The 24,397-nt window shown below is 59.3% G+C and carries 25 protein-coding genes and 1 tRNA gene; 10 read left to right on the top strand and 16 right to left on the bottom strand.

Annotation, left to right across the window (positions count from 1 at the left end; genetic code table 11):
- Positions 1-329 precede the first annotated feature (329 nt).
- Positions 330-1,067: an RsiV family protein gene (locus QZ298_RS05070; protein ID WP_296006130.1), complete on the bottom strand. Its 738-nt coding sequence runs from the start codon at positions 1,065-1,067 to the stop codon at positions 330-332.
- Positions 1,068-1,358: 291 nt separating this feature from the next.
- Here QZ298_RS05070 and QZ298_RS05075 point away from each other — a divergent pair.
- Both QZ298_RS05075 and QZ298_RS05080 read left to right on the top strand, forming a co-directional pair.
- Positions 1,359-1,433, top strand: a tRNA-Glu gene (locus QZ298_RS05075).
- Between the two features lie 187 nt (positions 1,434-1,620).
- Entirely contained in the window at positions 1,621-1,911 is a 291-nt protein-coding gene (locus QZ298_RS05080) for a hypothetical protein (protein WP_296006132.1), read from the top strand.
- A gap of 282 nt (positions 1,912-2,193) precedes the next feature.
- Here the strand turns inward: QZ298_RS05080 and tpiA are convergent, their stop codons facing one another.
- The gene (tpiA, locus tag QZ298_RS05085; RefSeq protein WP_296006135.1) at positions 2,194-2,952 is read right to left on the bottom strand and encodes a triose-phosphate isomerase; all 759 of its coding nucleotides are present in this window, start codon (positions 2,950-2,952) and stop codon (positions 2,194-2,196) included.
- 31 nt (positions 2,953-2,983) lie between these two features.
- Entirely contained in the window at positions 2,984-4,708 is a 1,725-nt protein-coding gene (lysS, locus tag QZ298_RS05090) for a lysine--tRNA ligase (RefSeq protein ID WP_296006138.1), read from the bottom strand.
- Between the two features lie 107 nt (positions 4,709-4,815).
- Here lysS and QZ298_RS05095 point away from each other — a divergent pair, with 107 nt between their 5' ends.
- The gene (locus QZ298_RS05095) at positions 4,816-5,961 is read left to right on the top strand and encodes a DNA/RNA non-specific endonuclease (RefSeq protein WP_296006141.1); all 1,146 of its coding nucleotides are present in this window, start codon (positions 4,816-4,818) and stop codon (positions 5,959-5,961) included.
- 80 nt (positions 5,962-6,041) lie between these two features.
- On the opposite strand, the gene QZ298_RS05100 is transcribed toward QZ298_RS05095, so the two are convergent.
- From QZ298_RS05100 to QZ298_RS05120, 5 genes are all read right to left on the bottom strand, one after another.
- Positions 6,042-6,707, bottom strand: a complete 666-nt coding sequence (locus QZ298_RS05100; protein WP_296006143.1) for a phosphatase PAP2 family protein — start codon at positions 6,705-6,707, stop codon at positions 6,042-6,044.
- Positions 6,708-6,783: 76 nt separating this feature from the next.
- Entirely contained in the window at positions 6,784-8,289 is a 1,506-nt protein-coding gene (locus tag QZ298_RS05105; protein ID WP_296006145.1) for an MBOAT family O-acyltransferase, read from the bottom strand.
- Positions 8,286-9,863 carry a hypothetical protein gene (locus QZ298_RS05110; protein ID WP_296006148.1) on the bottom strand — a complete coding sequence of 526 codons (1,578 nt, stop codon included), beginning with the start codon at positions 9,861-9,863 and terminating at the stop codon, positions 8,286-8,288. The genes QZ298_RS05105 and QZ298_RS05110 overlap by 4 nt, the downstream gene beginning before the upstream one ends.
- Before the next feature lie 4 nt (positions 9,864-9,867).
- The gene (locus QZ298_RS05115; RefSeq protein ID WP_296006151.1) at positions 9,868-10,620 is read right to left on the bottom strand and encodes a zinc metallopeptidase; all 753 of its coding nucleotides are present in this window, start codon (positions 10,618-10,620) and stop codon (positions 9,868-9,870) included.
- 5 nt (positions 10,621-10,625) lie between these two features.
- On the bottom strand, positions 10,626-11,372 hold the full coding sequence (locus tag QZ298_RS05120; RefSeq protein WP_296006153.1) for an SDR family NAD(P)-dependent oxidoreductase: 747 nt from the start codon (positions 11,370-11,372) through the stop codon (positions 10,626-10,628).
- Between the two features lie 98 nt (positions 11,373-11,470).
- Between QZ298_RS05120 and QZ298_RS05125 the strand changes: the two genes are divergently transcribed.
- From QZ298_RS05125 to QZ298_RS05145, 5 genes are all read left to right on the top strand, one after another.
- Positions 11,471-12,715, top strand: coding sequence for an FtsX-like permease family protein (locus tag QZ298_RS05125; RefSeq protein WP_296006156.1), 1,245 nt, complete (start codon positions 11,471-11,473; stop codon positions 12,713-12,715).
- A gap of 2 nt (positions 12,716-12,717) precedes the next feature.
- Entirely contained in the window at positions 12,718-13,440 is a 723-nt protein-coding gene (ubiE, locus tag QZ298_RS05130; protein WP_296006158.1) for a bifunctional demethylmenaquinone methyltransferase/2-methoxy-6-polyprenyl-1,4-benzoquinol methylase UbiE, read from the top strand.
- A gap of 36 nt (positions 13,441-13,476) precedes the next feature.
- Positions 13,477-14,010 carry a hypothetical protein gene (locus tag QZ298_RS05135; protein WP_296006161.1) on the top strand — a complete coding sequence of 178 codons (534 nt, stop codon included), beginning with the start codon at positions 13,477-13,479 and terminating at the stop codon, positions 14,008-14,010.
- Positions 14,011-14,074: 64 nt separating this feature from the next.
- A complete protein-coding gene (locus tag QZ298_RS05140) occupies positions 14,075-14,545 on the top strand; it encodes a hypothetical protein (protein WP_296006162.1) in 471 nt (156 codons plus the stop codon).
- Between the two features lie 103 nt (positions 14,546-14,648).
- Positions 14,649-14,864: a hypothetical protein gene (locus tag QZ298_RS05145; RefSeq protein WP_296006165.1), complete on the top strand. Its 216-nt coding sequence runs from the start codon at positions 14,649-14,651 to the stop codon at positions 14,862-14,864.
- 118 nt (positions 14,865-14,982) lie between these two features.
- Here QZ298_RS05145 and QZ298_RS05150 read toward each other — a convergent pair whose 3' ends face one another.
- The 7 genes from QZ298_RS05150 to QZ298_RS05180 form a co-directional block, all read right to left on the bottom strand.
- On the bottom strand, positions 14,983-15,609 hold the full coding sequence (locus QZ298_RS05150) for an outer membrane beta-barrel protein (protein WP_296006166.1): 627 nt from the start codon (positions 15,607-15,609) through the stop codon (positions 14,983-14,985).
- Positions 15,610-15,636: 27 nt separating this feature from the next.
- A complete protein-coding gene (locus tag QZ298_RS05155) occupies positions 15,637-16,275 on the bottom strand; it encodes a DUF4136 domain-containing protein (protein ID WP_296006172.1) in 639 nt (212 codons plus the stop codon).
- Between the two features lie 147 nt (positions 16,276-16,422).
- On the bottom strand, positions 16,423-17,031 hold the full coding sequence (gene folE / locus QZ298_RS05160; protein ID WP_296006176.1) for a GTP cyclohydrolase I FolE: 609 nt from the start codon (positions 17,029-17,031) through the stop codon (positions 16,423-16,425).
- A gap of 40 nt (positions 17,032-17,071) precedes the next feature.
- Positions 17,072-17,653, bottom strand: a complete 582-nt coding sequence (rdgB, locus tag QZ298_RS05165) for an RdgB/HAM1 family non-canonical purine NTP pyrophosphatase (protein ID WP_296006178.1) — start codon at positions 17,651-17,653, stop codon at positions 17,072-17,074.
- A 4-nt stretch (positions 17,654-17,657) separates the two neighbouring features.
- Positions 17,658-18,413: a hypothetical protein gene (locus QZ298_RS05170; RefSeq protein WP_296006181.1), complete on the bottom strand. Its 756-nt coding sequence runs from the start codon at positions 18,411-18,413 to the stop codon at positions 17,658-17,660.
- Entirely contained in the window at positions 18,410-19,051 is a 642-nt protein-coding gene (locus QZ298_RS05175; protein WP_296006184.1) for a hypothetical protein, read from the bottom strand. Before QZ298_RS05175 ends, QZ298_RS05170 begins: the two co-directional genes overlap by 4 nt.
- A 208-nt stretch (positions 19,052-19,259) precedes the next feature.
- Positions 19,260-20,105, bottom strand: a complete 846-nt coding sequence (locus QZ298_RS05180; RefSeq protein WP_296006187.1) for an HAD family hydrolase — start codon at positions 20,103-20,105, stop codon at positions 19,260-19,262.
- A 78-nt stretch (positions 20,106-20,183) separates the two neighbouring features.
- Between QZ298_RS05180 and QZ298_RS05185 the strand changes: the two genes are divergently transcribed.
- Positions 20,184-20,717, top strand: a complete 534-nt coding sequence (locus QZ298_RS05185; protein WP_296006190.1) for a nitroreductase family protein — start codon at positions 20,184-20,186, stop codon at positions 20,715-20,717.
- 116 nt (positions 20,718-20,833) lie between these two features.
- Here the strand turns inward: QZ298_RS05185 and QZ298_RS05190 are convergent, their stop codons facing one another.
- Positions 20,834-23,188, bottom strand: a complete 2,355-nt coding sequence (locus QZ298_RS05190) for a patatin-like phospholipase family protein (protein ID WP_296006193.1) — start codon at positions 23,186-23,188, stop codon at positions 20,834-20,836.
- Between the two features lie 171 nt (positions 23,189-23,359).
- Here QZ298_RS05190 and pheS point away from each other — a divergent pair, with 171 nt between their 5' ends.
- Positions 23,360-24,388 carry a phenylalanine--tRNA ligase subunit alpha gene (gene pheS / locus QZ298_RS05195; protein ID WP_296006195.1) on the top strand — a complete coding sequence of 343 codons (1,029 nt, stop codon included), beginning with the start codon at positions 23,360-23,362 and terminating at the stop codon, positions 24,386-24,388.
- The last annotated feature ends 9 nt before the right edge of the window (positions 24,389-24,397 follow it).

Raw genomic sequence — 24,397 nt, forward strand, 5'->3', positions numbered from 1 at the left:
TGCGTTGCAGCGCTTTTTCGGGCAGGGTAATGTTACCAAATTGTTAAATATATTTAAAATATTCATAAAATATTTGCACAATTCAAAATTCCGCCTTATCTTTGCCCTTGAAGTTTTAAGGTTCATTTAGGTTAGTAGTTTTAGGTTGGTTGAGGAAATCGGCAGGTTGTAACGGAAATCCGTTACTAAGACTTCGAGGGCGGTGCTCGTCCGAAGGGTCGAATACCTCCGATTGACCCTCATTTTCAACGGGGTGGTTCCCGTTGAAAAAAGGCTCAAAGTTGTGAAACTTAGGGCCTTTTTTTATTTTTCCGCAGGTCGTTTCTCTGTCAGAGTGCGGCCAGTTCCTCATGGCTTATCGCCACCTCGATGTCGCCGGTGGCGTAGCAGGCGATCTCGTAGGGGTTGTAGAGGAAGACGACGCCTTCGCGTGTGACCTTGAAGTTGTCCGTCACTGCAATGTATTCGGGAAAAAATCCGCGTGCGGAGAGTTCGTTGTCGTTCGTCGCCTCGTATTTTTCATAGAGTTTTTTCCGGATCAGCGCCGTGAGCGGTTCCATGCGTTCTTGGCCGAACAGTTCGGCGGCCGAGTATTCGTAGCCCGTCGTCAGTGAATAGGTGTGGTAGGCGGTCGTATACATGCCGTGGGCACCGCCCAGATAGCTGGAGCGGTAAATCGCATAGTTCAGCAGCGTGTCGACGACCGTGCCTTCGCTCTCCACCGACACCTCGCACTCCATGCGAGCTACGGAGGGGGCCGCCGTGGTAGGCAGGCGCAACTCCTCGTCGAGCTGCCGGAGCGATTCGGCCATCGCCTCTGCGGCCGTCCCGTCGAATTCTTCCAGTTCGAAGAAGTAGATTATGTTGCGTTCTTCGATCGTGCGCAGGGCATCCGATTTCGCCGTGTTGGCGATCGCCGCAAAGCGGTATTCTACCCGGCAGTCGTAGGTCGCATCGCCGATCAGCGTGTCGAGGGTCGAAAACTCGAAGTGCGGTTTCACAGGACGGTGGCAGGCCGTCAGCGTCAGAGCGGTCAGTGTTGTGAGGAAGATGCAGGTTTTTTTCATGGTGCGGACGTATTGTGGAGGCATCGTATGCTTCCAGCCTATATTTCGGAGTCGCGGGGACTTCGGTGTTTCCGTAGTTCCTCCCTGTCCGAAAACAAAGTATTCTCTTGTAAATATAGGCAAAAAGCGGGGAAAAAGAGCTGTCTGAAGAATTTTTTTGCAGTTTTGGACGATTTTTTTTGCACATTCCCGAAAACTGCGCTATCTTTGCACTCGATAAATGCCGCTTCGGCAAAGCATGGATAAATTCAGCTATTGTTTGCAGCGCATTTATTTTGGTACTGAATTTATGGTGGATTCATCTAAGGGTTAGGATACATGCCTCTCACGCATGACATAGGGGTTCGAATCCCCTATCCACTACCAGGAGCGACCTTTTTCGAGGTCGCTTTTTTGTTTCGGAGAGGGACGGGCCTTTTGTCTGTTTCGCCGTCGGCCGGCATCCGGCCTTTATTCGGGAACCGCGTTGCGGCCGAAAGTTGTTCTTTAAATCTATCGGAGTCAGCTCCGCCGCAAAAGCGATGAAAAAGATTTTCATAATAGATTAGGGATTATGATCGCGACGTTCGTCCCGGTCGGATGTTCCGGAATCGGCCTGCACCTCGCCGGACACGGAACCGACCACGAAGTGTGGCATGCCTGGGCTTCAGGTCATATAGCGGCGGGGTTGCTGTTTCTTGCCGTTGGGGTGCGTCACGTCACGATCCATTGGGGCAGGTATAAGGGGATGCTGAAAAGAGGTGCGGGCCGCAAGAGCAAAATCACGATGGCGCTCTCTGTCGTATTCGCGGTCGTGGTCGCTGCGGGCATCGTTCTGCTCGGCGTGGACGGGGCCAAGCGGTAATCGAATCGTAAAATCATAGTTATTTCCGATTCATTGTTGGTAGCCCGAAATTCCGTTGTATACCTCCCCGTTCCATCGATCCGTTCGTTACCCCCCCCTGCCGATTAGCCCGGACTTCTCTGCATCCCCGTTCTATCCATTTGCCGGTTCGTCAGTTATCCCTCCCTCTCTCCTGTTTGCTCGTTCATTTGCTAATCACTTTAGGACGGAGGGGGGGGGTAAAATTAAAACGAGGAGAAAAACATTCTCCTCGTTTTAATTGAATGGCGGATGGTAGTCCGTTTATTTCTCGAATCCTTTGCCGATGGCCAGGAAGTCGTCGGCTTTCAGAGCTGCTCCGCCGATCAGGCCGCCGTCTACATCGGCTTTGGCAAAGATTTCGGCCGCATTCGAGGGTTTGCACGAGCCGCCGTAAAGGATGGCGCATTCGTCGGCCGCTGCGCCGAACTTCACTGCCAGCACCTTGCGGATGTAGGCGTGGATTTCCTGTGCCTGCTCGGCCGTGGCTGTCTTGCCCGTACCGATGGCCCATACGGGTTCATAGGCGATGACCAGGTTCCTGAACTGCTCGGCCGTGAGGTTGTAGACCACTTCTTCGATCTGCGTCTTTACTACGTCGAAATGTTTGCCGGCCTCGCGCTCGTCGAGGTTCTCGCCCACGCAGTAGATCGGGGTAAGGTTGTTGGCGTAGACCTGCTCCATCTTCTTGTTCAGCGTCTCGGAGGTCTCGCCATAGTATTGGCGGCGCTCCGAGTGACCCAGGATCACATATTTGCAGCCCAGGGCTGCGATCATCGAGGCGGCCACTTCGCCCGTGTAGGCGCCTTTGGCCTCGGCGGCGCAGTTCTGTGCGCCCAGTGCGATGTCCGAGCCTTTCAGCGCTTCGGCCACCATCGCCAGATGGGTAAAGGGAGGGCAGACGAGGAAATTCACTTCGCCCGAAACCGTCGTGCGTTGTCCGACGATGTTTTTTGCTAATTCTACGCCTTCGGCCGGAAGCGTGTTCATCTTCCAGTTGCCGGCTACGATTTTCTTTCTCATAGTTTTATTTTTGTATGAAACGATTCTTTGTTTACTCCTCGCACCACTTCTTGACTTCCTCCATCGAGGGGGCTTTCAGACCGAGTTTGTTCTTCTTGTTGAAGCCGCAGAGGTCGTTGAAGAACTTGCCCGCCGAGAGTTTGCGCAGCGAGTCGACCGTCAGATAGCCCATCTTCTGGATCACAGGCACCCATTCTTCGGGTACGCCGATCTCCATGTATTTCTCCGCCGGGTCGTTCACAACTTTCTTTTCGGGCCGCATCTGCGGGAAGAAAAGCACGTCCTGGATCGACGTCTGACCCGTCATGAACATCGTCAGCCGGTCGATGCCGATGCCCATGCCCGAGCACGAGGGCATGCCGTATTCCAATGCGCGCACGAAGTCCATGTCGATGAACATCGCTTCGTCGTCGCCCTTTTCCGAGAGGCGCAGCTGCTCCTGGAAGCGTTCGAGCTGGTCGATCGGGTCGTTCAGCTCCGAGTAGGCGTTGCACAGCTCCTTGCCGTTGACGAAGAGTTCGAAGCGCTCGGTCAGATCGGGGTTTCCGCGGTGGCGCTTGCACAAGGGCGACATTTCGATCGGGTAGTCGGTCACGAACGTCGGCTGGATCAGTTCCTCCTCGCAGTACTGGCCGAAGATGGCGTCGATGAGCTTGCCTTTGCCCATCGTCTCGTCGGTCTCGACGTGGAGACGCTTGCAGGCTTCGCGCAGCTGTTCCTCGCTCTGGCCCGTGATGTCGTAGCCCGTCTTTTCGCGGATGAGGTCGGTCATCGTCACACGGCGGAACGGAGCTTTGAACGATACGGCCTTGTCGTCGATCGTCAGTTCCGTGGTGCCGTTGGTCGCCAGGGCCACGCGTTCGAGCATCTGTTCCGTAAACTCCATCATCCACAGGTAGTCTTTGTAGGCTACGTAGATCTCCATGCACGTGAACTCGGGGTTGTGCGTGCGGTCCATGCCTTCGTTGCGGAAGTTCTTGCCGAACTCGTAGACGCCGTCGAAGCCGCCGACGATCAGTTTCTTGAGGTAAAGTTCGGTGGCGATGCGCAGGTAGAGGTCGATGTCGAGCGAGTTGTGGTGCGTGATGAACGGCCGGGCCGACGCTCCGCCCGGAATGGGCTGGAGGATGGGGGTCTCGACTTCGATGTAGCCGCGTTCGTTGAAGAAGTCGCGCATCGTGGACATGATTTTCGACCGTTTGACGAAGGTCTCCTTGACCTGCGGATTGACGATCAGATCGAGGTAGCGTTGCCGGTAGCGCACTTCCGGATCGGTAAAGGCGTCGAACGTCTTGCCGTCCTTCTCCTTGACCACCGGCAGCGGCCGCACCGACTTCGACAGCACGGTAAACTTGCGGCAGTGCACCGATAATTCGCCCGTGTTGGTGCGGAACGCGAAGCCCTCGACACCCACGAAGTCGCCGATGTCCAGCAGTTTCTTGAATACCGTGTTGTAAAGCGTCGGATCGCCCTCCGGGCAGATGTCGTCGCGGCGGATGTAGACTTGGATGCGGCCGGTGTGATCTTGCAGTTCGAAGAACGACGCGCTGCCCATGATGCGGCGCGACATGATGCGGCCCGCGATGCGGATGTCGCCGAAAGCGGCCTGGTCGGCATCGTTGTAGTTGTCGGCTATCCCGCGCGCCGTGGCCGTCACTTCATAGCGGGCGGCAGGATAGGGGTCTATGCCCAGTTCGCGCAATGCGGTCAGCGACTGCCTGCGGAGTTGTTCCTGTTCGTTGAGTTCGATGGTCATGCTTATGCTGTTTTTCGTGTTGTCGTTTTATCCGTACAAAAGTAGTGAAAAAAGGAATAATAATGAATAATTTGCGATTCCGTTTTTTTGTCCCTATATTCGTCCGTATGATCGATTTTTTCTCCGAATCGGGTTCCGTACGGCGGAACATGTTGTTGCGGACTGTCGTTGTTGCGGCCGTCGGTCTCTTTTCATTGGCTTGCAGCGAGGGCGGCGAGGACGAGGCGCCGGCACCGACACCTGCGCCGATTCCGACTCCGCCGCCGGTTCCAGCTGCGACCTACCGCTTTCCCGAGCTGCCCGGCAACTGGGTGGCACCGACGGGCGATGCGGCAGCACGGCATGGCGATCTTGCGTTCTTCACGCACTGGTCGCAGAGCGTCAGAACCAGGAAAACCGTCCGCAATTTCTCCTACTGCTACGACACGCGGCGCCACAATCCCGTGTGGGTGGCCTATCCGTTGCATGCCGTCTACCGCGAGGGCGGTACGGGACGCACCGATCCCGATCCGTGGGCGCCCGATCCGGCGTTGGACGAGGCATGCCAGTCGAAAATCTACAAGCGCGCCGGCGAAGGCTCCGGCATCTACGACGGCTACCAGTTTTGGGGCAATGCGCTGCTCAAGTCGCTCGGCAAGGGCGGCTACTGGTCGAAAGGCCACCTCTGCATGTCGAGCGAACGCGGCGGCAAGGATGCGCCGATCAACATCCAAACATTTTATCCGACCAACATCGCGCCGCAGTCGAGTGCCGGGGCTTCCGACTTCGCCACGGTGTGGAGCTATGCGGAGTCTCTTTTTTCCGGCACGAACGACTACAAGGACACCGACTTCACGGCCGATGACGGGCGGCAGAACATCAACATCGTGGCCGACACGTTGTTCCTTGTTGCGGGATGCTATTACGCGCACGACAACTGGGCCGACCACGACGCGTCGAATTACAATTATTCGCCCACAACCTGCGGTGTGTCGAAAATTTGCGTGATGCCGACCCACCAGTTCAAGATGGCGCTGCGCACCCGCAAAGGCAACACCGGCAAGCGCATCGCCGACTGCACGGCCGACGAATTGCAGGCCATCGGATTCTGGATCGAGGCTTTTCCCTCGGTATCGGGTACGAGCGCCACGGCCGAGTTGAAAAAGATCGCCGTGCCGGTCGCGTTCATCGAGCAGACGACCGGCATCGAGTTTTTCCCCGACGTGCCGGCTTCGGTCAAAGAGCGTTTCGACCCGGCCGATTGGGGGTTCTGATAGTGCGATAAATACCGTCCGGCAAGTTCCGGTTCGAATGGTTTTACCCCTGCCAGAATGTATTCTGGCAGGGGCGATTTTCAATTTAGGGGAGTCGTTGGTTCGTCTTTTTGCGGTCGGGCGAAAAGCTGGAAAATTCGGTAGCTCCCCCAGCCCAGCAGCAGTCCCACGAGCGTTCCCCATGCCAAGTCCATCGGGAAATGCTTGGCCAGATAGATGCGCGAATAGCAGATCAACAACGTGCATCCGACCATCAGCCATGCGAACCAGCGGCGGCGGATTACCGAGCAAGAGAGTGTTGCCAGCGCTACGATCGTTGCCGCATGGGCCGAGACCGTGCCGTAGAGACCGCTCACGGCTTCGACCGGTACATGTACTGCCCAGTCGCCCGGCAGTGCGGCCCGGCGGATCGCCACAAGCGAGTCGGGCGCAATGGCCAGCCCCTCCAGTTCGGGCGTGAACATCGGGCGCCAGCGCGGCTGGAAGTCGGGCAGCAGGCCGCCCAGCAGGCCGTTGTGCTTGAAGATGCCCGACACCATGTCGGAGAGGGCCAGGGCGCCCAACATTAAGACGATAAATAGCAGCAGGCAGCGCCATCCCGTGCGGCGCCAGACAAGCCAAAGGATCAAGGCGTAGAGCGGCAGCCATGCGAGGGTGCCCGACACGGCGAGCATCGCGCGGTCGAGGAAAGCGCCGCCGTCGAAGTTCAGCGCCAGGAAAAGGTCGTGATCGAAATTATAGTACATCGGTTCGGGTTGGAAAAAGAGAAATCGCAGGTGCCTGACGGGCCGAAGGCAAGGATTGCATCGCTGCCTTTCGTCGTCAGAATTGGAAATAGATGAACGGTTGGATGTCGGAGGATTTGATCTGCATCACGCACCAGATCATCGCGGCCATCATCAGCACCTGTACGGCCAGCGGTGCCGCGGTCACGCTGCGCCGGGCCAGCGTGTCGACCCGTTGCGGCAGCAGGTGGAGCAGATAGCCTGCCGCGATGAGCGCGAATACCGAAGCGTAGCCGCTCAACACTTGCGGAATCATCGGTGCGTTGAAGTTGTGGACGATCTGGTGCAGCATGAGGGTCACCGTCTGCATCGATTCGGCGCGGAACATCAGCCAGCCCAGGCACACTATGTTGAACGTCAGGATCACGCCCCCAATCCGGCTCCACCAGTGCATCTTCCGGCCCGTCTCCTTGGCGCCCGGGACAGTCGCGAGCCAGAGTTTGTGGAGCGCCAGGGCTGCGCCGTGCAGCGCGCCCCACAGCACGAAGCGGAGCGCCGCGCCATGCCACAATCCGCCCAGGAGCATCGTCAGCATCAGGTTGCCGTAGGTACGCAGGCGCCCCCGGCGGTTGCCGCCCAGCGATATGTAGAGGTAGTCGCGCAGCCACGACGAGAGCGAGATGTGCCAGCGGCGCCAGAATTCGGTAATCGTCGCCGATTTGTAGGGGGCGTCGAAGTTTTTCGGGAAGCGGAAGCCCAGCAGCAGCGCGATGCCGATGGCCATGTCCGAATAGCCCGAGAAGTCGCAGTAGATTTGCAGCGCATAGCCGTAGATGCCCATCAGACATTCGAAGCCTGTGTAGAGCAGCGGTTCGTCGAAGATGCGGTCGACGAAGTTCAGCGAGATGAAGTCCGAGATGACGGCTTTCTTGAAAAGTCCCGTCAGAATGAGGAATATGCCGGTTCCGAACATCCGGCGCGTCACGATCACGGGGTTCTGCCGGATCTGGGGGATGAAGTCGCGCGCCCGCACGATCGGCCCTGCCACCAGCTGGGGGAAGAACGAGAGATAGAAGAAGTAGTCGAGCCAGTTTTTCAGCGGCCAGAGTTGTCCGCGGTAGACGTCGATCGTGTAGCTCATCGACTGGAACACGAAGAACGAGATGCCCACCGGCAGGAAGATGTTCTGGAATTGCAGGAATCCTTGGCCGAAAAGTCCGTTGGCGATTTCGACCAGGAAGTTCGTGTACTTGAAGTAGCCCAGCATCCCCAGGTTGACCGCCACGCTGAGCGCCACCAGCCAGCGTTTCGCCCGCCGGCCCGGCACCCGATAGATGGCTTGGGCGATCAGGAAGTCGCTTGTGGCGGCGAAAATCAGCAGCAGGAAATAGATACCGCTCGACTTGTAGTAGAAGTAGAGCGAAAAGAGTATCACATAGACCATGCGCGCCAAGGGCGCCCGGCGGAAGAAGCCGTAGAGCAGCAGAAACCCCGTGAACAGAAACAGAAACAGCCCGCTGCTGAATATCAGCGGCGACGAGGGGTCGTAGGTCAGCAAAGCCCCGATTTTCGAAAAGAGGTTCTCCGTCGCGGGCAGCGTCATGGTCGGATCGGTTTGATCGGTTCCGGAGCGTAGAGCAGCCGGCGGCGGAGTTTTTCCGTTTGCAGCGAGTCCAGCACTGCGGCTTGGGCGTTCTCTTCGCGGCGGCGGGTTTCATCGGCTGCGCGGACGCGTTCGTTCAGTGCGTCGGCCAGCGCCCAGGCGATGCGGCTTCCGCCAGCATAGTTGATGTGTGTGAAGTCCTTGCCTGCCCAGCCGTTCTGTACGAAACGTTCCATGCCGCCCAGTTTGCGCATGGCGTCGCAGGTCGACCAGAAAGCCGCCTGGGCGTTGCGCGCCGCACGGCGCTGGCACGCCAGCATGTGGGGGATGGCATCCATCGGGCGGAAGCCGTTTTCGGTGCGCACCGAGCGGTCGCTCACGCCCAGCACCAGCACCGCGGCCCCGGGGAAACATTCGCGCACGAAAGCGATCATCTTCTCGATCTTCACGCCGTAGTTCGTGTAGTTGTAGACGCCCGTCTGCATGATGTTGAGTCCGTATTGCAGGATTACCAGGTCGTAGCCCGTCATGGCGTGGATCTGGGCGTTGATCGACGGATCGGTCCAGAACATCGCCTGGCCGTTGTTGCTGCGGATCGAGTAGTTGTCTACCGTCACGCCGCGCCCCTCCAGCATGGCGCCGTAGCCTACGAAACTTTCTGCACCCGACACCACACGGAAGCCCAGCGAGCGGATGTCGGGCGCCGTCACTGCGATCTGCCGCACTGCGGCGGCGCCTTCGACGGCGAATTCTTGGTGCAGCGTGTCGTTTATCGTTACTTCCAGCCGGCTGTCGCGCGGCGAGAGGAAGAAGATACGGCCGCAGGTGCTCGTTTCCGGCCCGCGGCGATAGTCGGTCGTCTCCCAGCGGGTCGAGGCGCCCGGCGCAGGTTGGCACACCCATCCCGAGACATAGAATTTGTCGCGCAGCGTCTCGGGCGTCTTCTTGCGTTGCATGATGTTGTGGGCGTTCCAGCCTTTGGCCGTCGTCTTTACGGTGCGGCGGAATGCCGTCAGCGGCGAGGCCATCGGTGCGAAGCCTGTGCCGCCTCCGCCGTAGCGTTCTTGCAGCCGCTCGCGCAGGTCGGCCGTCAGAATATCGCCCTCGATGAACGAATCGCCCAGCACGGCGATGCGCACCGGACGGCGGGCTGTCAGCAGCGTGTCGTAGAACGCCTGCATGCCGTCGCGGCGTGCCGTGTCGAATTCTTCGATCGGCACGATGCGCTTGGGGAGCGTCGTGTCGGGACGGATCGGACGTCGTGGCGTGTTGTCCGGTGCCGCGCACCATTCGTAGAGGGTCTGCACGCGGGGCGGGGCCGTCTCGGCTTCGATCCGTTCGACCACTTCGGCCAGATCGATGCGGAACTCCTCCTCATCGAAAAGCACTGCCGAGGGGGCTTCTGCCGGGGTGTCGTCATAGACTACGAGGTCCGACAGAATGTTGGCCCGGCGCAGTTCCACACCGCCGAAACTCTGCGGCGGAATGAGGCTCACGACCGTCAGCACGACGACCAGCGCCGCCGCGGCCTGCCGCACCTTGCGGGAATATTCCTTTTCGGGGGTCTTTTCCATGCGATCAGTCGCGCCGTCCAAGAATCAGGAAGACGTAGTAGAGTACCGAAGCTACGGCGCTGAGCGCGGCCACCAGGTAGGTGCGGGCCGCCCACGAGAGGGCTTCTTTGGCCTGCACCAGTTGCGCGCCCTGCATCGTGCGACTCGCTTCCAGCCACTCCAGCGCGCGGGCCGAGGCGTTGTATTCCACGGGCAGCGTCACGATCGAGAAGATCGCCGACATGGCGATCATCCCCACGCCGATCCAGCACAGGATTTCGTTCTGCGTGGCGGCCAGAAGCACCAGCCCGGCGATGATTACCCATGTGGCGGCCGTCGAGGCGAACTGCACGGCCGGCACCAGCTGCGAGCGGAGCTTCAGCGGGGCGTATTCGCGGGCATGCTGGATCGCATGGCCGCATTCGTGCGCCGCCACGGCCGCGGCGGCCACGCTGTCCGAGCCGTATACTGCGTCGCTCAGGTTCACGGTCATCGTCTGCGGGTTGAAGTGGTCGGTCAGGTGCCCCTTTACGTGGGTTACCTTCACGTTGTGGATGTTGTTGTCGCGCAGCATCTTTTCAGCCACTTCGGCGCCCGTCAGCCCGCCCGGGAAGCGCACTTTCGAATATTTTTTGAATACGGATTGCAGGCGCGCCTGCACCATGTAGCCGACCACGCCGATGACCACGATCAGAAAGATCATGCCTGTCGTCGCTGTGTCGTAGCGTTCCGTGTAGGGATAGCTTGCTTGCAGCAAGCTCAAAAGCGGTTGCACCATAAGTCCTATTTTTTTCTGTGTGTATAATATGCTCCTGCTTGTTGGGCGGGCATCAGAACCATGTCATTTACATTCATGTGTGCAGGAAGTTGCGCCACCCATGCGATCGCCTCTGCAATATCTTCGCCACGCAGCGGCGTCACGCCTTCGTACACTCCGTCCGCACGCTGCCGGTCGCCGTGGAACCTTACGCACGAAAACTCCGTTTCGACCATTCCCGGACGGATCTCCGTGACCTTGACTCCCGATGCCAGCAGATCGGCCCGCATCGCCTGCGAAAGGGCGTGCACCGCATGTTTCGACGCGCAGTAGACGGCGCCGTTCTCGTAGGGTTCCGTGCCGGCGATCGAGCCGATGTTGACGATATGTCCCGCGCCGCGGGCCGCCATCTTCGCCGCAACGACGCGCGTCACATAGAGCAGTCCTTTCACGTTGGTGTCGATCATCGCGTCCCAGTCTCGGGTGTCGCCCTGGTCGATGTGTTCCAGCCCCGCTGCCAGCCCGGCGTTGTTTACCAGCAGATCCATATCTTCCAGCGGTTCCAGGTGGCGGCGCACCTCCTCCTCGCTGCGTACGTCGAAACACAGCGTCCGGCATTCGCCGCCCGCTGCTTCGATCTCCCGGCGCAGGCTTTCGAGCCGTTCCGCCCGTCGGCCCGTCGCTACGATGCCGTAGCCTGCGGCCGCCAGCCGCAGAGCCGTCGCCCGGCCGATGCCTGACGTCGCTCCGGTAATGAGCGCTTGTTTTTTCATAAAAGTGCTGTTTCTTTGGGCAAAAGTACGAAATTTTATATTACTTTGCATAACTTTTATGCGCGATTGCCGGTTTTTCCGTAAATCTTGAAACCCTCTTGGAACTCGCCTTTTTCATAGCCCGACGTACCGCCCGGTCGCTTTGCGGAGCGCGACCCGGCGTGATGGAGCGCATCGCCGTAGTATCGGTGGCGCTGAGCGTGGGCGCCATGATCCTGGCGTTGGCCGTGATTATGGGTTTCAAGCGTGAAATCACGCATAAGATCGCTGGTTTCGCGGCCCATGCCACGCTGACCGACGTGCGTAGCGTCCGCGCGTTCGACAGCACGCCAGTGCTGCGCAGCGAGCGCCTGGAAGACTTCGTCGGCGGGGTCGACGGGTTCGTCTCCATGACCCCCTATGCTGTGCGCAGCGGCATCGTCCGCACCGATGAGACGGTCGAGGGCATCCTCCTCAAGGGGGTCGACAGCACCTACGACTGGCGGTTTTTCGGCGAGTGGTTGCAGGAGGGGGCCTTGCCGCGCGTGGGCGGGGTTGTCCGCACCAAGGAGATCCTGCTGTCGCGCAACTTGGCCCGCAGACTCCGTCTTGGCGTCGGCGACCGGGCCGAAATGCTTTTCGTTGAGCACGGGGCCGTGCCGCGCCGTGACCGGTTCAAGGTCGCGGGCATCTATTCGTCGGGCATGGACGAAATGGATAATGCTGTGATTATGACCGATTTGCGTAACGTCCAGCGTCTTTCCGACTGGTCGGCGCAGGAAGTCTCCGGTTATGAAATCTTTACCCGCGACATCGCCTCGTCCGACGATTTCGTGCGACGCCTCAATCGGGCGATTCTCTACGATGAGGGCGACGAGACCGCTAATTTGGTAGCCTTGAGCGTACGCGAACAGTATGCCAACATTTTCGACTGGTTGAAGGCCCATGATGTCAATGCCGCGGTCATCATCATCATCATGCTCATCGTCGCTTTTTTCAATATGACTTCTGCTTTGTTGGTGCTCGTCATGGAGCGTACGCGCATGATCGGACTGCTGAAGACTTTCGGCATGCGCAACGGTGCTCTGCGGCGGATTTTTCTCTACCGGGCGTTTTTCATCGCCTTGCGCGGCATGGCTTGGGGCAACGGCGTCGGGCTGGCTTTGTGTTTTTTGCAGCAGGCCACCGGATGGGCAAGGCTCAGCGCCGAGGGTTATCTGCTTTCGCGCGTGCCCATCGGTTTGGGGTGGGAATGGTTGTTGCTGCTCGATGCCGGGGTCTTGGCAGCCATCGTGGTTCTGCTGGTAATTCCTACTTATATCGTTTCCAAAATCAAGCCCGTCGAGGCGATCCGCTACGAATGAACGTGAAACCCTATCATACCCAACGCTCCAAGAAGGAGGAGGTGCGGACGATGTTCGATCACATCGCTCCGCATTACGATTTCTTGAACCATGTCTTGTCATTCAACATCGACCGGTTGTGGCGCCGGCATGTCGTGAACGAGGTGCTTCGAGGCTGCCCCCGGCGCGTGCTCGACGTTGCTACGGGCACCGGCGACCTGGCGTTCGAGCTGGTGCGGCGCATGCCCGGCGCCGAGGTAACCGGTGTCGACCTTTCCGCAGGGATGCTCGATGCCGCCCGGCGCAAGGCGGCCGCCCGCGGGCTGAAGGAGCGGGTCGCTTTCGTGCAGGGCGATGCTGAGCGGCTCGATTTCGGCGATGCCGCGTTCGATGCCGCGACGGTTGCGTTCGGCGTGCGCAATTTCGGCGATCTCGATGTCGGGCTGCGCGAGTTGGCCCGCACAATAAAACCTGGGGGCCGGGTCGTTATTTTGGAGTTCTCGCGGCCGCGGAACAGATGGTTCCGGGCGTTGTACGAGTGGTATGCTTTCCGGGTTTTGCCGTTTGTCGGAGGGGCGGTTTCCCACGACCGGCAGGCGTATGCTTATCTGCCCGCTTCGGTCGGGGAGTTTCCCGCTCCCGCAGAGTTCGTGCGGAGGTTGGAGCGTGCCGGGTTCGTCGGGTGCCGCGCCCGAAGCCAGAGTTTCGGCATTGCGCAAATATATGTAGGCCAACGATCGGAATAAGATATGGGTGGATTGAATAAAAGTTGTTCGGACGGTGTGCGTCCGAAGTTTCGATACGGCATCCGGGCCTCGGTGTGGATGTTTTGCCTGGTTTGCTGCTTGGGGGCGGCTTCGTGCCGCCGGACGGTCGAGAAAGCGCGGCAGAATATTCGGGTCGAGTGCATCGAGCGGGCCGACCTGCGCGGGGCGAGCGGCTGCGACATCGTTTTGCAGGTGCGCAACGATACGCGTTACAAGTTGGTGTTGGCCAGTGCTTCGTTCGATCTTTTCTACGGTTCGGCCTGCGTCGGGACGATCGTGTTGCGGGAGCCGGTCGAGGTGCCGCGGCGCGGCGTGTACAGCGTTGTTACCTCCTGGAAGTGGCGCATCGGCGATCCGCTGGCGCTCTATGCGCTTTCCCGGCGCATCGGGAAGGATGATTTTTCGAATATCGCCGTTTCGTGTACGGTCACGGGGCGCGGCGGCCCGGCGCCGTTCGTGTTCGAGCGCCGGCAGGTGCCGTTGCCCGAGTTTCTGGATACTTTCGACTTGAATGTACAGGAGCTGAAAAACGGTTTGAATTTGAAATAGTTCGGGGCGCGGGGCGTCCCGCTTCGCCGATTTTTGGATAAGTGTTTAAATTGTGTTTGTGTCTATGCGCAATCGTTTGATTCTTTTCTTGTTCGTTTTTGCTGCGGCCGGTTCGCACGTTGCCGCGGCGCAGTCGCTCGACGCCTTCAAGCAGCGTCTGGAGCGCCCCGTAGTCTGCGAGTCGTCGGGTGCGACGGCTCGGGTCGTCGTCGATGAATACGGCGATGCGGCGCAGGCCGTCGGGTCGGCGGCCGATGCCGAACGCCATTTCTCCGTCAGGGGATATCGGGTCTGCATCTATGCCGACAATGGCGAAGAGGCCCGTGCGGGTGCCGTGGCGGCCCGCAATCTCTTTACGGAGACCTACCCCGGAATCCGAACCTACATGGTTTATGAAAATCCTTATTTCCGGATCACGGTCGGCGACTGCCTTACCATCGAGGAGGCGATCATTCTTAAAGGACATGTCTCGGCGACCTTTCCCAAGGCGTTTCCTAAGAGCGAGCAGTTGTCATTGGCCGATTTCTCGCGTTGAAGAAAGTCCTTTTTGAAAATTATTTAGTTTTTTCTTGCATATTCCGCACGATTACCTAACTTTGCGGCGATACAAAACAACTAATTTCTAAACATTTAAAGCTATGAAAAAGATTCTTTCTTTCGTTGTTGTCATGGCTGCCGCAGCTATGGTAAGCTGCGCAGGGAACCCGAATAAGAAAGCTGCCGAGGCACAGGCCGAGCAGACCGTTGTCGAGGCTGCCGCTGGCGAGAAGTGCGAAGGCGAGTGCACCGAGGAGTGCGAGAAGTGCGACTCGGCGGCTTGCGAGAAGTGCGAGAAGGAGTGCTGCAACAAGTAGTATCGGTTCGCTGCGAATGAACGACGGGGTTCCTGCAAAGGAACCCCGTTTTCAATATGGGGATGGCGCCCGAAGGTCGATTCGGAAACGAAGACTTCCGAGCTGCCGTCCCCTGTTTTCAGAACGATACGCCGACTCTCACGCCGAAGTTGTTCAGGTTGTTGACCGAGTAGATCAGCACGTCGCCGCTGTTGGTTGCGTAGCTGTAATAGAGCGCCAGATGGAACCCCAGCCGGTAGTCGGGATTGGGGAAGATCGACAGACCCACCTCGGGCGCGACATAGAATCCCCATGTGTCGGTGTATTGTTTCAGAATATAGTAGTAGCTCGAAAGCTGTGCATAGTTGGCACCCAGTTTCAGGCCCACATAGGGTTGCAGCACGCTTTTGTTGTACCAGCTGTAACGTCCCGACACGCCGAACGGGAGTTGGAACACCGCATGTTTCTGGTTGGTCGTCAGGGCCGAACCCGCATTCGGATGGATCGTGCGGCGGTCGATGTCTTGCAAGTTCGTGTGGAACGAGATGAACGGGCCGACGGCCACGGCCGGCGTGATGCGGTAGCCGCCTTCGAAGTTCATGCCCCAGCCCGAGGCCTTGTCGGCGAAGCTGTCGCCCACGGGCACGTTTACCTGCCAGTCGATGTTGATGTAGGAGTTGGGGAAAAGCTGTGCCTTGCCGGGTTGTGCGATGGCCAGCAGCAGGGTGCAGAGCGCGAGTATCCGAAAATATTTGGTCGATTTCATGGTTGTTGCGATTTGTCGGTTGATTGGTTATTTGAGATAGGGCGATTGTGCGAAAGCTTGGTCGATGGCTTCCAGCGTGCGGCGTTGGTTGAGTTTGGCGTTCGAGGTCAGCAGGCCGCCGATGAAGCTGTCCCAGACGATGGGCAGGCGTTTGCCGGCGGTCGGCACGGCGTCGAGGTTGACCATTTCGATCAGCAGCGAGCCGGCTGTGTAGCCGTAGTAGACTTGATAGGGATAGTACCAGCCGGTCCAATCGCCCCAGTAGCCCGGCGTCCAGTAGTAGGGGTAGTACCACCACCAGTAGGGATTGCTGTTGCCCACGAAGTAGGTTTCGCGCTCCACATAGCTGAGCTGGAGGCCCAGGTCGGCCGTCTCTTTGGCGTCGGTGCGGATGTAGCCCGCGGATTGCATGCCGGCAGCTACGGCGGCTATGATTTCCAGGGCGTTTTCGTCTTTCCAGTACTCGGTTTTGTTGCTGGTGCCCATCAGCAGGATGCTGTCGGGAATGTAGTAGGTGTCGAAAGCCGCGAAGTCGGCCTGGGTGTCGTGGTCGGTGTAGACCAGGTACTCCCGGTGCAGATCCGACGTCGAGGGGTCTTTCTGGCATGCGCAGATCGTCGCTGCGAGCAGCGCGACCGCAAGGTAGTGGATGGTTTTGAAAGTCATGGTTTTTCTGATTTTGGTTTGCTGTCAGGCAGAGACGGTTCAAAATTCGTTCCGCAATGGCGCAGCGCTTCGGAAAAATTTGTCCGGACAACAAAAAAAAGACGCTCTCTTTCAAGAAAGCGTCCGAGCGAAAGCGGCAGCGGGCGGCTACCGGTATCGGTGCGAAATGAGGGTCATGAATTCTTCGCGCGTGCGGTGATCCAACAGAAAGATGCCCGTGAAGGCCGATGTCGTGGTCGCCGAGCCTTGTTTCTCCACGCCGCGCATCTGCATGCACATGTGGCTCGCTTCGATCACTACGGCTACGCCCATCGGGTCGAGCGCCTCCTGGATGCAGTCGCGGATTTGCACCGTCAGCCGCTCCTGCACTTGCAGCCGCCGTGCGAAGCATTCGACCACCCGGGCGATCTTCGAGAGTCCCGTGATGCGGCCGTTGGGGATGTAGGCCACGTGCGCCTTCCCGTAGAACGGCAGCATGTGGTGCTCGCACAGCGAGTAGAGTTCGATGTCTTTGACCAGTACCATCTGTTTGTACTCCTCGCGGAACATCGCCGAACGGATGATGTCGAGCGGGTTTTGGGTGTAGCCTTTCGTCAGGAACGCCATCGCCTTGGCCACGCGTTCGGGGGTCTTCAGCAGCCCCTCGCGGGAGGAGTCTTCGCCCAGCAGACGAAGGATTTCGCTATAATGGCTGGCGAGCGCTTCGATCTTCGCGGGGTCGAAGCGTTCTTCCTTTTCGTAGATTTTCGATTCCATGGGAACTCTTGCAAATGTTGGAAACGGCGGCAAAGGTACCTTATTTATTCGTCGAATGCAAATACTCCGCAAGCCGGCGTACGGCGCGCCCGCGATGGGAGACGAAGTTTTTCTCCCCGGCGTCCATCTCGGCGAAGGTCTTGTCGTGGCCGTCGGGCAGGAAGAGGGGGTCGTAGCCGAAGCCTTCGGTGCCTCGCGGCGCTTCCACGATGCGCCCCTCGACGACCCCTTCGAAAAGGTGTTCTTCGCCTCGGACGATGAGCGCGATGACCGTGCGGAAGCGTGCCCGGCGGTTCGCCTGACCCTCCAAATTCTTCAGCAGCAGGCGGTTGTTGGCCGCGAAGTCGTGACCGTCGGTCGCATAGCGGGCCGAGTGTACGCCCGGCGCTCCGCCGAGCGCTTCGACTTCCAGCCCCGTGTCGTCGGCGAAGCAGTCGCGGCCCGTGCGTTCGTAGAGGTAGCGGGCCTTTTGCAGGGCGTTGCCCTCGATGGTGGGCTGCGTCTCGGGAATCTCCTCTGTCACGCCGCAGTCGCGGGGCGTCACGAGGCGGTATCCTGGGCCCAACACAGCGCCGACTTCCGTCAGTTTATGGGTATTGTTGGTGGCAAAAACGAGTTCCATGTTATCAATACCAATAGTCGTTTTTATATTGGCCGTACGAAATCGACACGCTGTAGGGAGCGCCGTATTCGGCTTCGGCCTCGTATGTTTTGTTGTCCGTCCGTATCGTCAGGTTCAGTTTGCCGGCGTCGAAGCTCCGCGGTCGGTCGGATAGATATTTCAAGGGTTCGACGATTTCGCAGCCGATCTTCCCGGCGCCATAACCGTCTCGATGTTCGGAGCATAATCCGCTGCCTTCGATCCGCAGTTCGCACCAATAACGGGTCATGCCGTTCTCCTGCGGCCGGTCATAAAACGCTGCCGTGAACGACAGCCGCGCCTGGCCGGGCAGTTCGAGGCCGTAGAATGTATCGAGACCGCTTTTGCGGCAGGCGATCGTCGGCCAGATGTTTTCGGCATAGTCGCGGCCTGCATACGCGTAGCGCCAGACCGTGCCGTCCTCGCAAAGCGGCCGGCCGTCGGTGCGGATGACCAGTTCGCTGTTGCAGTCGATGATGCGCCATTCGTTGTCGCCTGAGTCGACGATGCGCGATGCGTAGAACCATCGGTTGTGGATGTGCTCGCGTTCTTCCTCGGGTGCCGAATAGTATTCGTTGAACTGGATCAGGCGTGCTGCATCGGCCGCCGCATCCGCCAGACAGGCGTTCGCCTGCAGAAACATGTGATACCCATTGCGGGTCGGATCGAAATATTCGGCGTCTTCGATTTTGCAGCCCGTCAGTGCGGCGAGGCTTGCCAGCAGCAATAGTGTCCGTTTCATTTTGCCCGCTTGTTTTTGGGTTTGAACTTGTATCCCACGCCCATCATCAGCACGCCTTGCGAACCGACGCCTATTTCGGCGAATCCGAAGAGCGAGCGACCCACCGAGATGCCTATCGGCGTGAACTGCAAGGCCACCAGCACGTCGCGGTACGGGCGGTCGTCATAGTAGCGGCGGCCGTGTTCGATCGTCGCGCCCAGGCCGAACGACGAGTACATGCGCACCCAGTTCTTGTTGAGCCATGTGAAACGTACTACGGGCATGACGGAGATGTAATGGGTGCGGTCGCGTCTGACCGGCGACCAGCCGTCGCTGCTGTATAGGTCGCTGTATTCGCCGTAGTAGCTGACCGTCGCCCCCAGGTCGAACCATTTCTTGAACCGGTAGTCGTAGGAGAGCGACCATGCGCCGCTTGTGTAGACCGCTCCGCGATGGGGCCGGTCGAAAGAAAAGTCCGCGTCTGTGCAGGTCGACCACCGGTCCAAATTGGTCAGCAGCGGATAGGCGCCTGCCGTGAGGCGCAGTTCGTGTTGCTGTACGAACGGCTCCTGCTTTCGGATGCCTGTCATCTCTTGTTGCGCGAATGCTCCGGCCGGCAGAGCCGAGAGGAGCAGCAGCAATAACGGAAGTCTCTTCATAGAATGCTTTTGGTAGGTTCCCGCAATATAATACGCCCCGCAAGAAATCGGAGACTTATTTGTGCATTTTATCGTCGAAAACCGCTCTGAACGGCATCGCAGCCGGCCCACACTCCCGAGACACCTCGCTCCGCAGCGAAAGACCCGTCGCACGGATGTTCGGGATCGCGGGGCATGCAGGTCGCAACCCGGTTCTTCGGGCGGCCGCTCACAAGATGGCTTCGCGCCGTTCCAGCCGGTCGTCGAGGTCGATCTTGTCGATGATCATCTTTACCAGGGCGTCCATTGCCGAGCCGTCCGTGTAGTCGGCCGGGCAGACATGGTTCACGCGGTTGTCTTGAATCAGAGAGGCCATCTCTTTGTGCGCCCCTTTCTGCGCAGGATTGTAGACCGCGATCGAGTGGCCGCCGTAGTTCTTTACCAGACGCATGCACGGGATGTCGGTCGTGCCGTCGCCCACGTAGATCATGCGGCTGAACGGCACCGGACGTTCGTGTTCGGGGATGTAGCGGTTGACCTGCTTGGAGTCCGACACCGACTCTACGCCCTTGTTGATCTTGAAGATGAACTGCGTCTTGTTGGTGTAGTTTACCGCCACGGCCGGCCAGTAGGCGATGCCGTCCACATCGTAGAGGAACGAGCAGGCATAGATCTTGCGGAATTCGTGTGCGATCTCCGTCCCTTCGATGATCTCCTTGAGTCCCGACGAGTTGATGTAGTGGAGGATGCGGATGCCCCGTTCGGCGCCGTAGCGGTTGATGCGCCCGAACCACTCTTTCACGCCGCGGAACAGCGTCACGTGGCGGCCCGATTCCTGGAACGCTTCGCGCCGCAGCGAGAGACCCGTCGAGCGGGCGCTCTGGATCATGCGGGCCATGTAGGTCAGCACCATGTCGGCGTCTTGTTCTTCGGCCAGGGAGTTGGCCTCTGTCCAGAATTCCTTGTTGCTCTTGCCCACGGCCGGGATGAAGTCGTATTCCTGCATGTTGCCGGGGGCCAGCGTCCCGTCGAAATCGTAGATCAGGGCTATGGTAAAGCGGTAGTCGTCGTTCATGATCGGTGGAGTTTTTCGAAAGTCAAATATACTCTTTTTTCATTATCTTTGCAAAAAGCATAGAAAAACCGTTTCCCCATGGAATTCAAGCAAATCGTAGAGAAGCGCCGTTCGGTGCGCAAGTTCGACGGGCGGCCCGTACCGCGTGAAGTCGTCGACCGCCTGCTGGCCGCGGCTCTCTCGGCCCCTTCGTCGCGCAACAGCCGTTCGTCGCACTTTCTGGTCGTCGACAATCGCGATGCCATTCTCCGCATGGCGGGTATGCGCGACTACGGCGCCGCATTCATGAAGGATGCGCCTTTGGCTGTCGTCGTTTCGGGCGATGCTTCCAAGACCGACCTTTGGCGCGAGAACTGCGCCATTGCCGCCACGCTGCTTCAGTTGGCCTGCGTCGACGAGGGCCTGGCATCGTGCTGGGTGCACGTCGACGGACGCCCCCGGTTCAAAGATGCCCCCGATGGCGAATCCGCCGCCGATTATCTGCGTGCCTTTCTGCCCTTCCCCGAGGACTGCCGGCCGTTTTGCGTCGTTGCGATCGGTTATTCCGATTTCCAGCCCGCCCCCCTGCCTGCCTCCGACGACCGGGCAAGAGTCGAATATTATAAAGAGTAAATCCCGCAGGGAGGGCTTTATCGCCCTCCGGGCTGTATTTTTTCCACTGCCGTACGGCTCGGGAGCTGTCCGCAAGTTTTTTGAATCGTTCCCGTTCGTCCGGCTCCGAGACTTTTTCAGTAGAACGTGCCTTTCGGGGCGAAGATCGCATAGCCGAAGTTGAACGTCAGGTAGATGTTCTTCCAGCCGTGCAGATCATACTTCGTCGCTGCCAGACTTACCGGCCCTAGCGGTGTGTGGTAGACCAGCGACGCTTCGGCTATGTAGTGCCACCGTTCGTCGGGGTGCTTTCCCGGCCAGAACGGGGCATGACGTTCGCGGAACATCGCATAGAATCCTGTGCGGAAGAAGAAGTTGGGCAGCAGGTCGAACGTCGGCATCACGCCGCCCGCTGCGAAGCGCCTGGCCCGGAAGTCGGGCATGCAGATCATCCGCGCATGCTGCACCGGCGCATAGGCCGGCATCGCCATGCAGGTAGCCGTCTGCATCGTGAAGTTCGGCAGGTCCGTGATTACGGCGTCGACGTTCAGTCCCAGCGAGAACCACCGGCATGCCGGCATGTCGAAATAGAGGTCCCACGAGAAGCGTCCGCCGAACCATCGGCGCGGGGTCTTGCTCGTGAATCCGCCTGCCCCCGAGGGTTCGAACTTGTCGTTTCCGCAGACATAGATCGCCGAGAGTTTCAGTTCGGAGCCTTTTCGCGGGTAGAGCGGTTTGTCCAGCGTGTTGCGCACCGCTTCAGCCTTGATTCCGAAGTAGGCGAAGCGCGTGTGGTCGGTGTCTTCGGCCGTCGGCAGGGATGAGTCGTAGCGGTAGTTGATGTGGCCGCCGTTGGTTTGCAGCGTCAGTATGCTGCGGCGCGTCAGCGGCATGCCCGCCCCCAGCGAAAAGAAGAGTTCGCTCTCCTTGACCGGGCAGATGTTGTCTATTTCCGTCAGGCGTCCGAACGAGCCGTGGCGGAAATTGCTTACCGAGAAGTTGAACGCGTAGTTCAGAAAGATCGGTCGCCGCACATGGAAGTCCGTCCGCCCGCCGATCGTGCCCCACGTGTATAGCGGCCCCAGGTAGAGATCCAGGTTGAGTTGCTGCGCCGCGCGGCCCACGGCCGTGTACTCCATTCCCAGGTAGGCTTGGTTGAAAGCCGTCGAGGATACGTTGCCCCCGACCGTCAGTTTGAAGTTGGGTTTGGTGTTGAAGCGGGCTTCGAACGAGTAATGCCCGCGCAGCGAGTCGTAGCGCACTGTCGGGAAATCCATCGTGACGTCGCCGTCGACCAGCACGCTGTATAGGTTGTCGCGCAGTTCTGCGAATGCCATCGGGCGTTGTTGGCCGCGGGTCTGGCGGTCGACATGCACGAAGTCGCGGATGTAGGCGATCTGGGCGTCGGTCAGCCCCTCCAGTTTGTAGTCATCGAAGACCAGCGGCGGGCATCGCTTGCGGAACGTTTCGCGCCGCGCCGCATATTCTTCGGGCGTGCGGCGTTCGGAGAGTTGTCCGACGATCTGCGGCATGATCGCTTTCGCGTCGGCGTAGCCCATGTTCATGATGGCTTCCGCCTGGTCGAAGTCCAGCATACCCGCCTCCACGCCGCGGCGGATCGTCGCGCTCCGCCCTTCGGGCAGTGTGTAGTCGGTATCCTGCATGGCCAGCATGAAGGCCTGATCCAGCAGGTTGCTGTTTTCGCTCGGCGGCGTGTTGCCGCTCGTGCAGATCGAGCCGATGATGAATGCGGGCCGGAATTCTTCGTCGAGCGGCCGCCACGGGAAGTTGTCGTAGATGCCGCCGTCGTACAGCAGCATCGAGTCTTTCTTCATCGGTTTGAATACCAACGGTATGGACATCGACGAGCGTACCGCTTCTCCCAGGTCGCCGCTGCGCAGCACGGCCGGCCCGCGGCAGTTCATGTCGCTGGCCACGCACAGAAAGGGCACCATCAGCCGGTCGAAGTCGCCTCGGGCCGCTGCCGTCGCCGGAGCGAACAGCTCGGCGAAAGCCATGTCGATCTGCGTCGAGGAGATCAGGCTGGTCGGTACGCGGAATTTGCGTTTGGGGTCGCTCAAGTCGAAACGGAAGCTTACCATCCCGGGGGAGCTGCGCATCTGGCGGTAGTAGGACATGTAGCGCGTGGGGTCTATGCGCCCCGACACCCACTCCTTGACCACGCCCGAGGAGACGATCGCCCGCATCTCGGCCGGCGAGTAGCCCGCCGCATACATCGCCGCCACGATCGACCCCATCGATGTGCCCGCCACGCAGTCGATCGGCACCCCCTCTTCTTCCAGCGCCTCCAGCACGCCGATGTGGTAGAGGCCTTTGGCTCCGCCGCCGCTCATTACCACGCCTACGCCCCGGCGTTCGGGGCCGTCGGCGGGAGCGGCTTCAAAGTGGGGTCGGGCGGATGTCGGTACCGTCGTCATAGACAGCACCAGCAAAAGAATCGGTAGCAGGTATCCGGGATATTGGTGTCGCATGGCGTTTCGGGAGTTGGACGCAGAGGAAAGAGTTTCCCGGCCGGAATTCATAAAATTGCGATTCGTGAATCCTTGGTATTGTGAATTTTTTCTAACTTTGCACATTAAAAGGTGTCCGCCTGCGCGGGCGGGTTCCGTCAAAAGTAAGGAAAAAGGATTAACATTCAAAATATGATCGACAAAATCAACGAACTTCTGCGACGGGTCGAAGAGTTCAAGCCCAAGGCCGCATCCGAAATCGAGGAGTTCCGCATCCGCATTCTGGGCAAGAAAGGCGAACTGACGGCTCTGATGGAAGAATTCAAGACGGTGGCGCCGGAACTCAAGCGCGAATTGGGCCAGCAGCTCAACCGACTCAAAAACGAAGCCACGACGCGCATCAACGCCCTGCGCGAGGAGTTGCAGAACGTTGCGGCCGACGCTTCGGCGGCGGCATCCGACGACCTCACGCGTCCCGGTTCGGCCGGGGAGTCGGGGTCGCGGCACCCCATCGCATTGGTCAAGAACCGCATCGTCGAGGTTTTCGGGCGTTTGGGTTACACCGTGGCCGAGGGGCCGGAGATCGAGGATGACTGGCATGTCTTCTCGGCGCTCAATTTCCCGCCCGAGCACCCTGCGCGCGATATGCAGGATACGTTCTTCGTCGAGAAAGACCCCGACATCCTCCTGCGCACCCACACCTCGTCGATCCAGGTGCGCACTATGGAGCGGCAGAAGCCGCCCATCCGCGTGATCTGCCCCGGGCGCGTCTTTCGCAACGAGGCCATCTCCTACCGCGCGCACTGCATCTTCCACCAGATCGAGGGCCTCTACATCGACCAGGGCGTTTCGTTCGCCGACATGAAGCAGTCGCTGCTTTACTTCGCCAAGGAGATTTTCGGCGAGCAGACCGCCATCCGCATGCGCCCTTCCTACTTCCCCTTTACCGAGCCGTCGGCCGAGGTCGACGTCTCCTGCAACCTTTGCGGCGGTAAGGGCTGCCCGGTTTGCAAGGGCACCGGATGGCTCGAAATCATGGGTTGCGGCATGGTCGACCCCAATGTGTTGAAAGCGAACAATATCGACCCCGAGAAGTATTCCGGATTCGCATTCGGCATGGGTATTGAGCGTATCGCCATGCTCCTCTACGGGGTCAAGGACCTGCGGCTCTACTTCGAGAACGACGTGCGGTTCCTCCACCAGTTCGACCAGGCCTTGTAAGGCCGGGTT

Source organism: uncultured Alistipes sp. (genome assembly GCF_910580175.1).
Classification (GTDB): Bacteria; Bacteroidota; Bacteroidia; order Bacteroidales; family Rikenellaceae; genus Alistipes.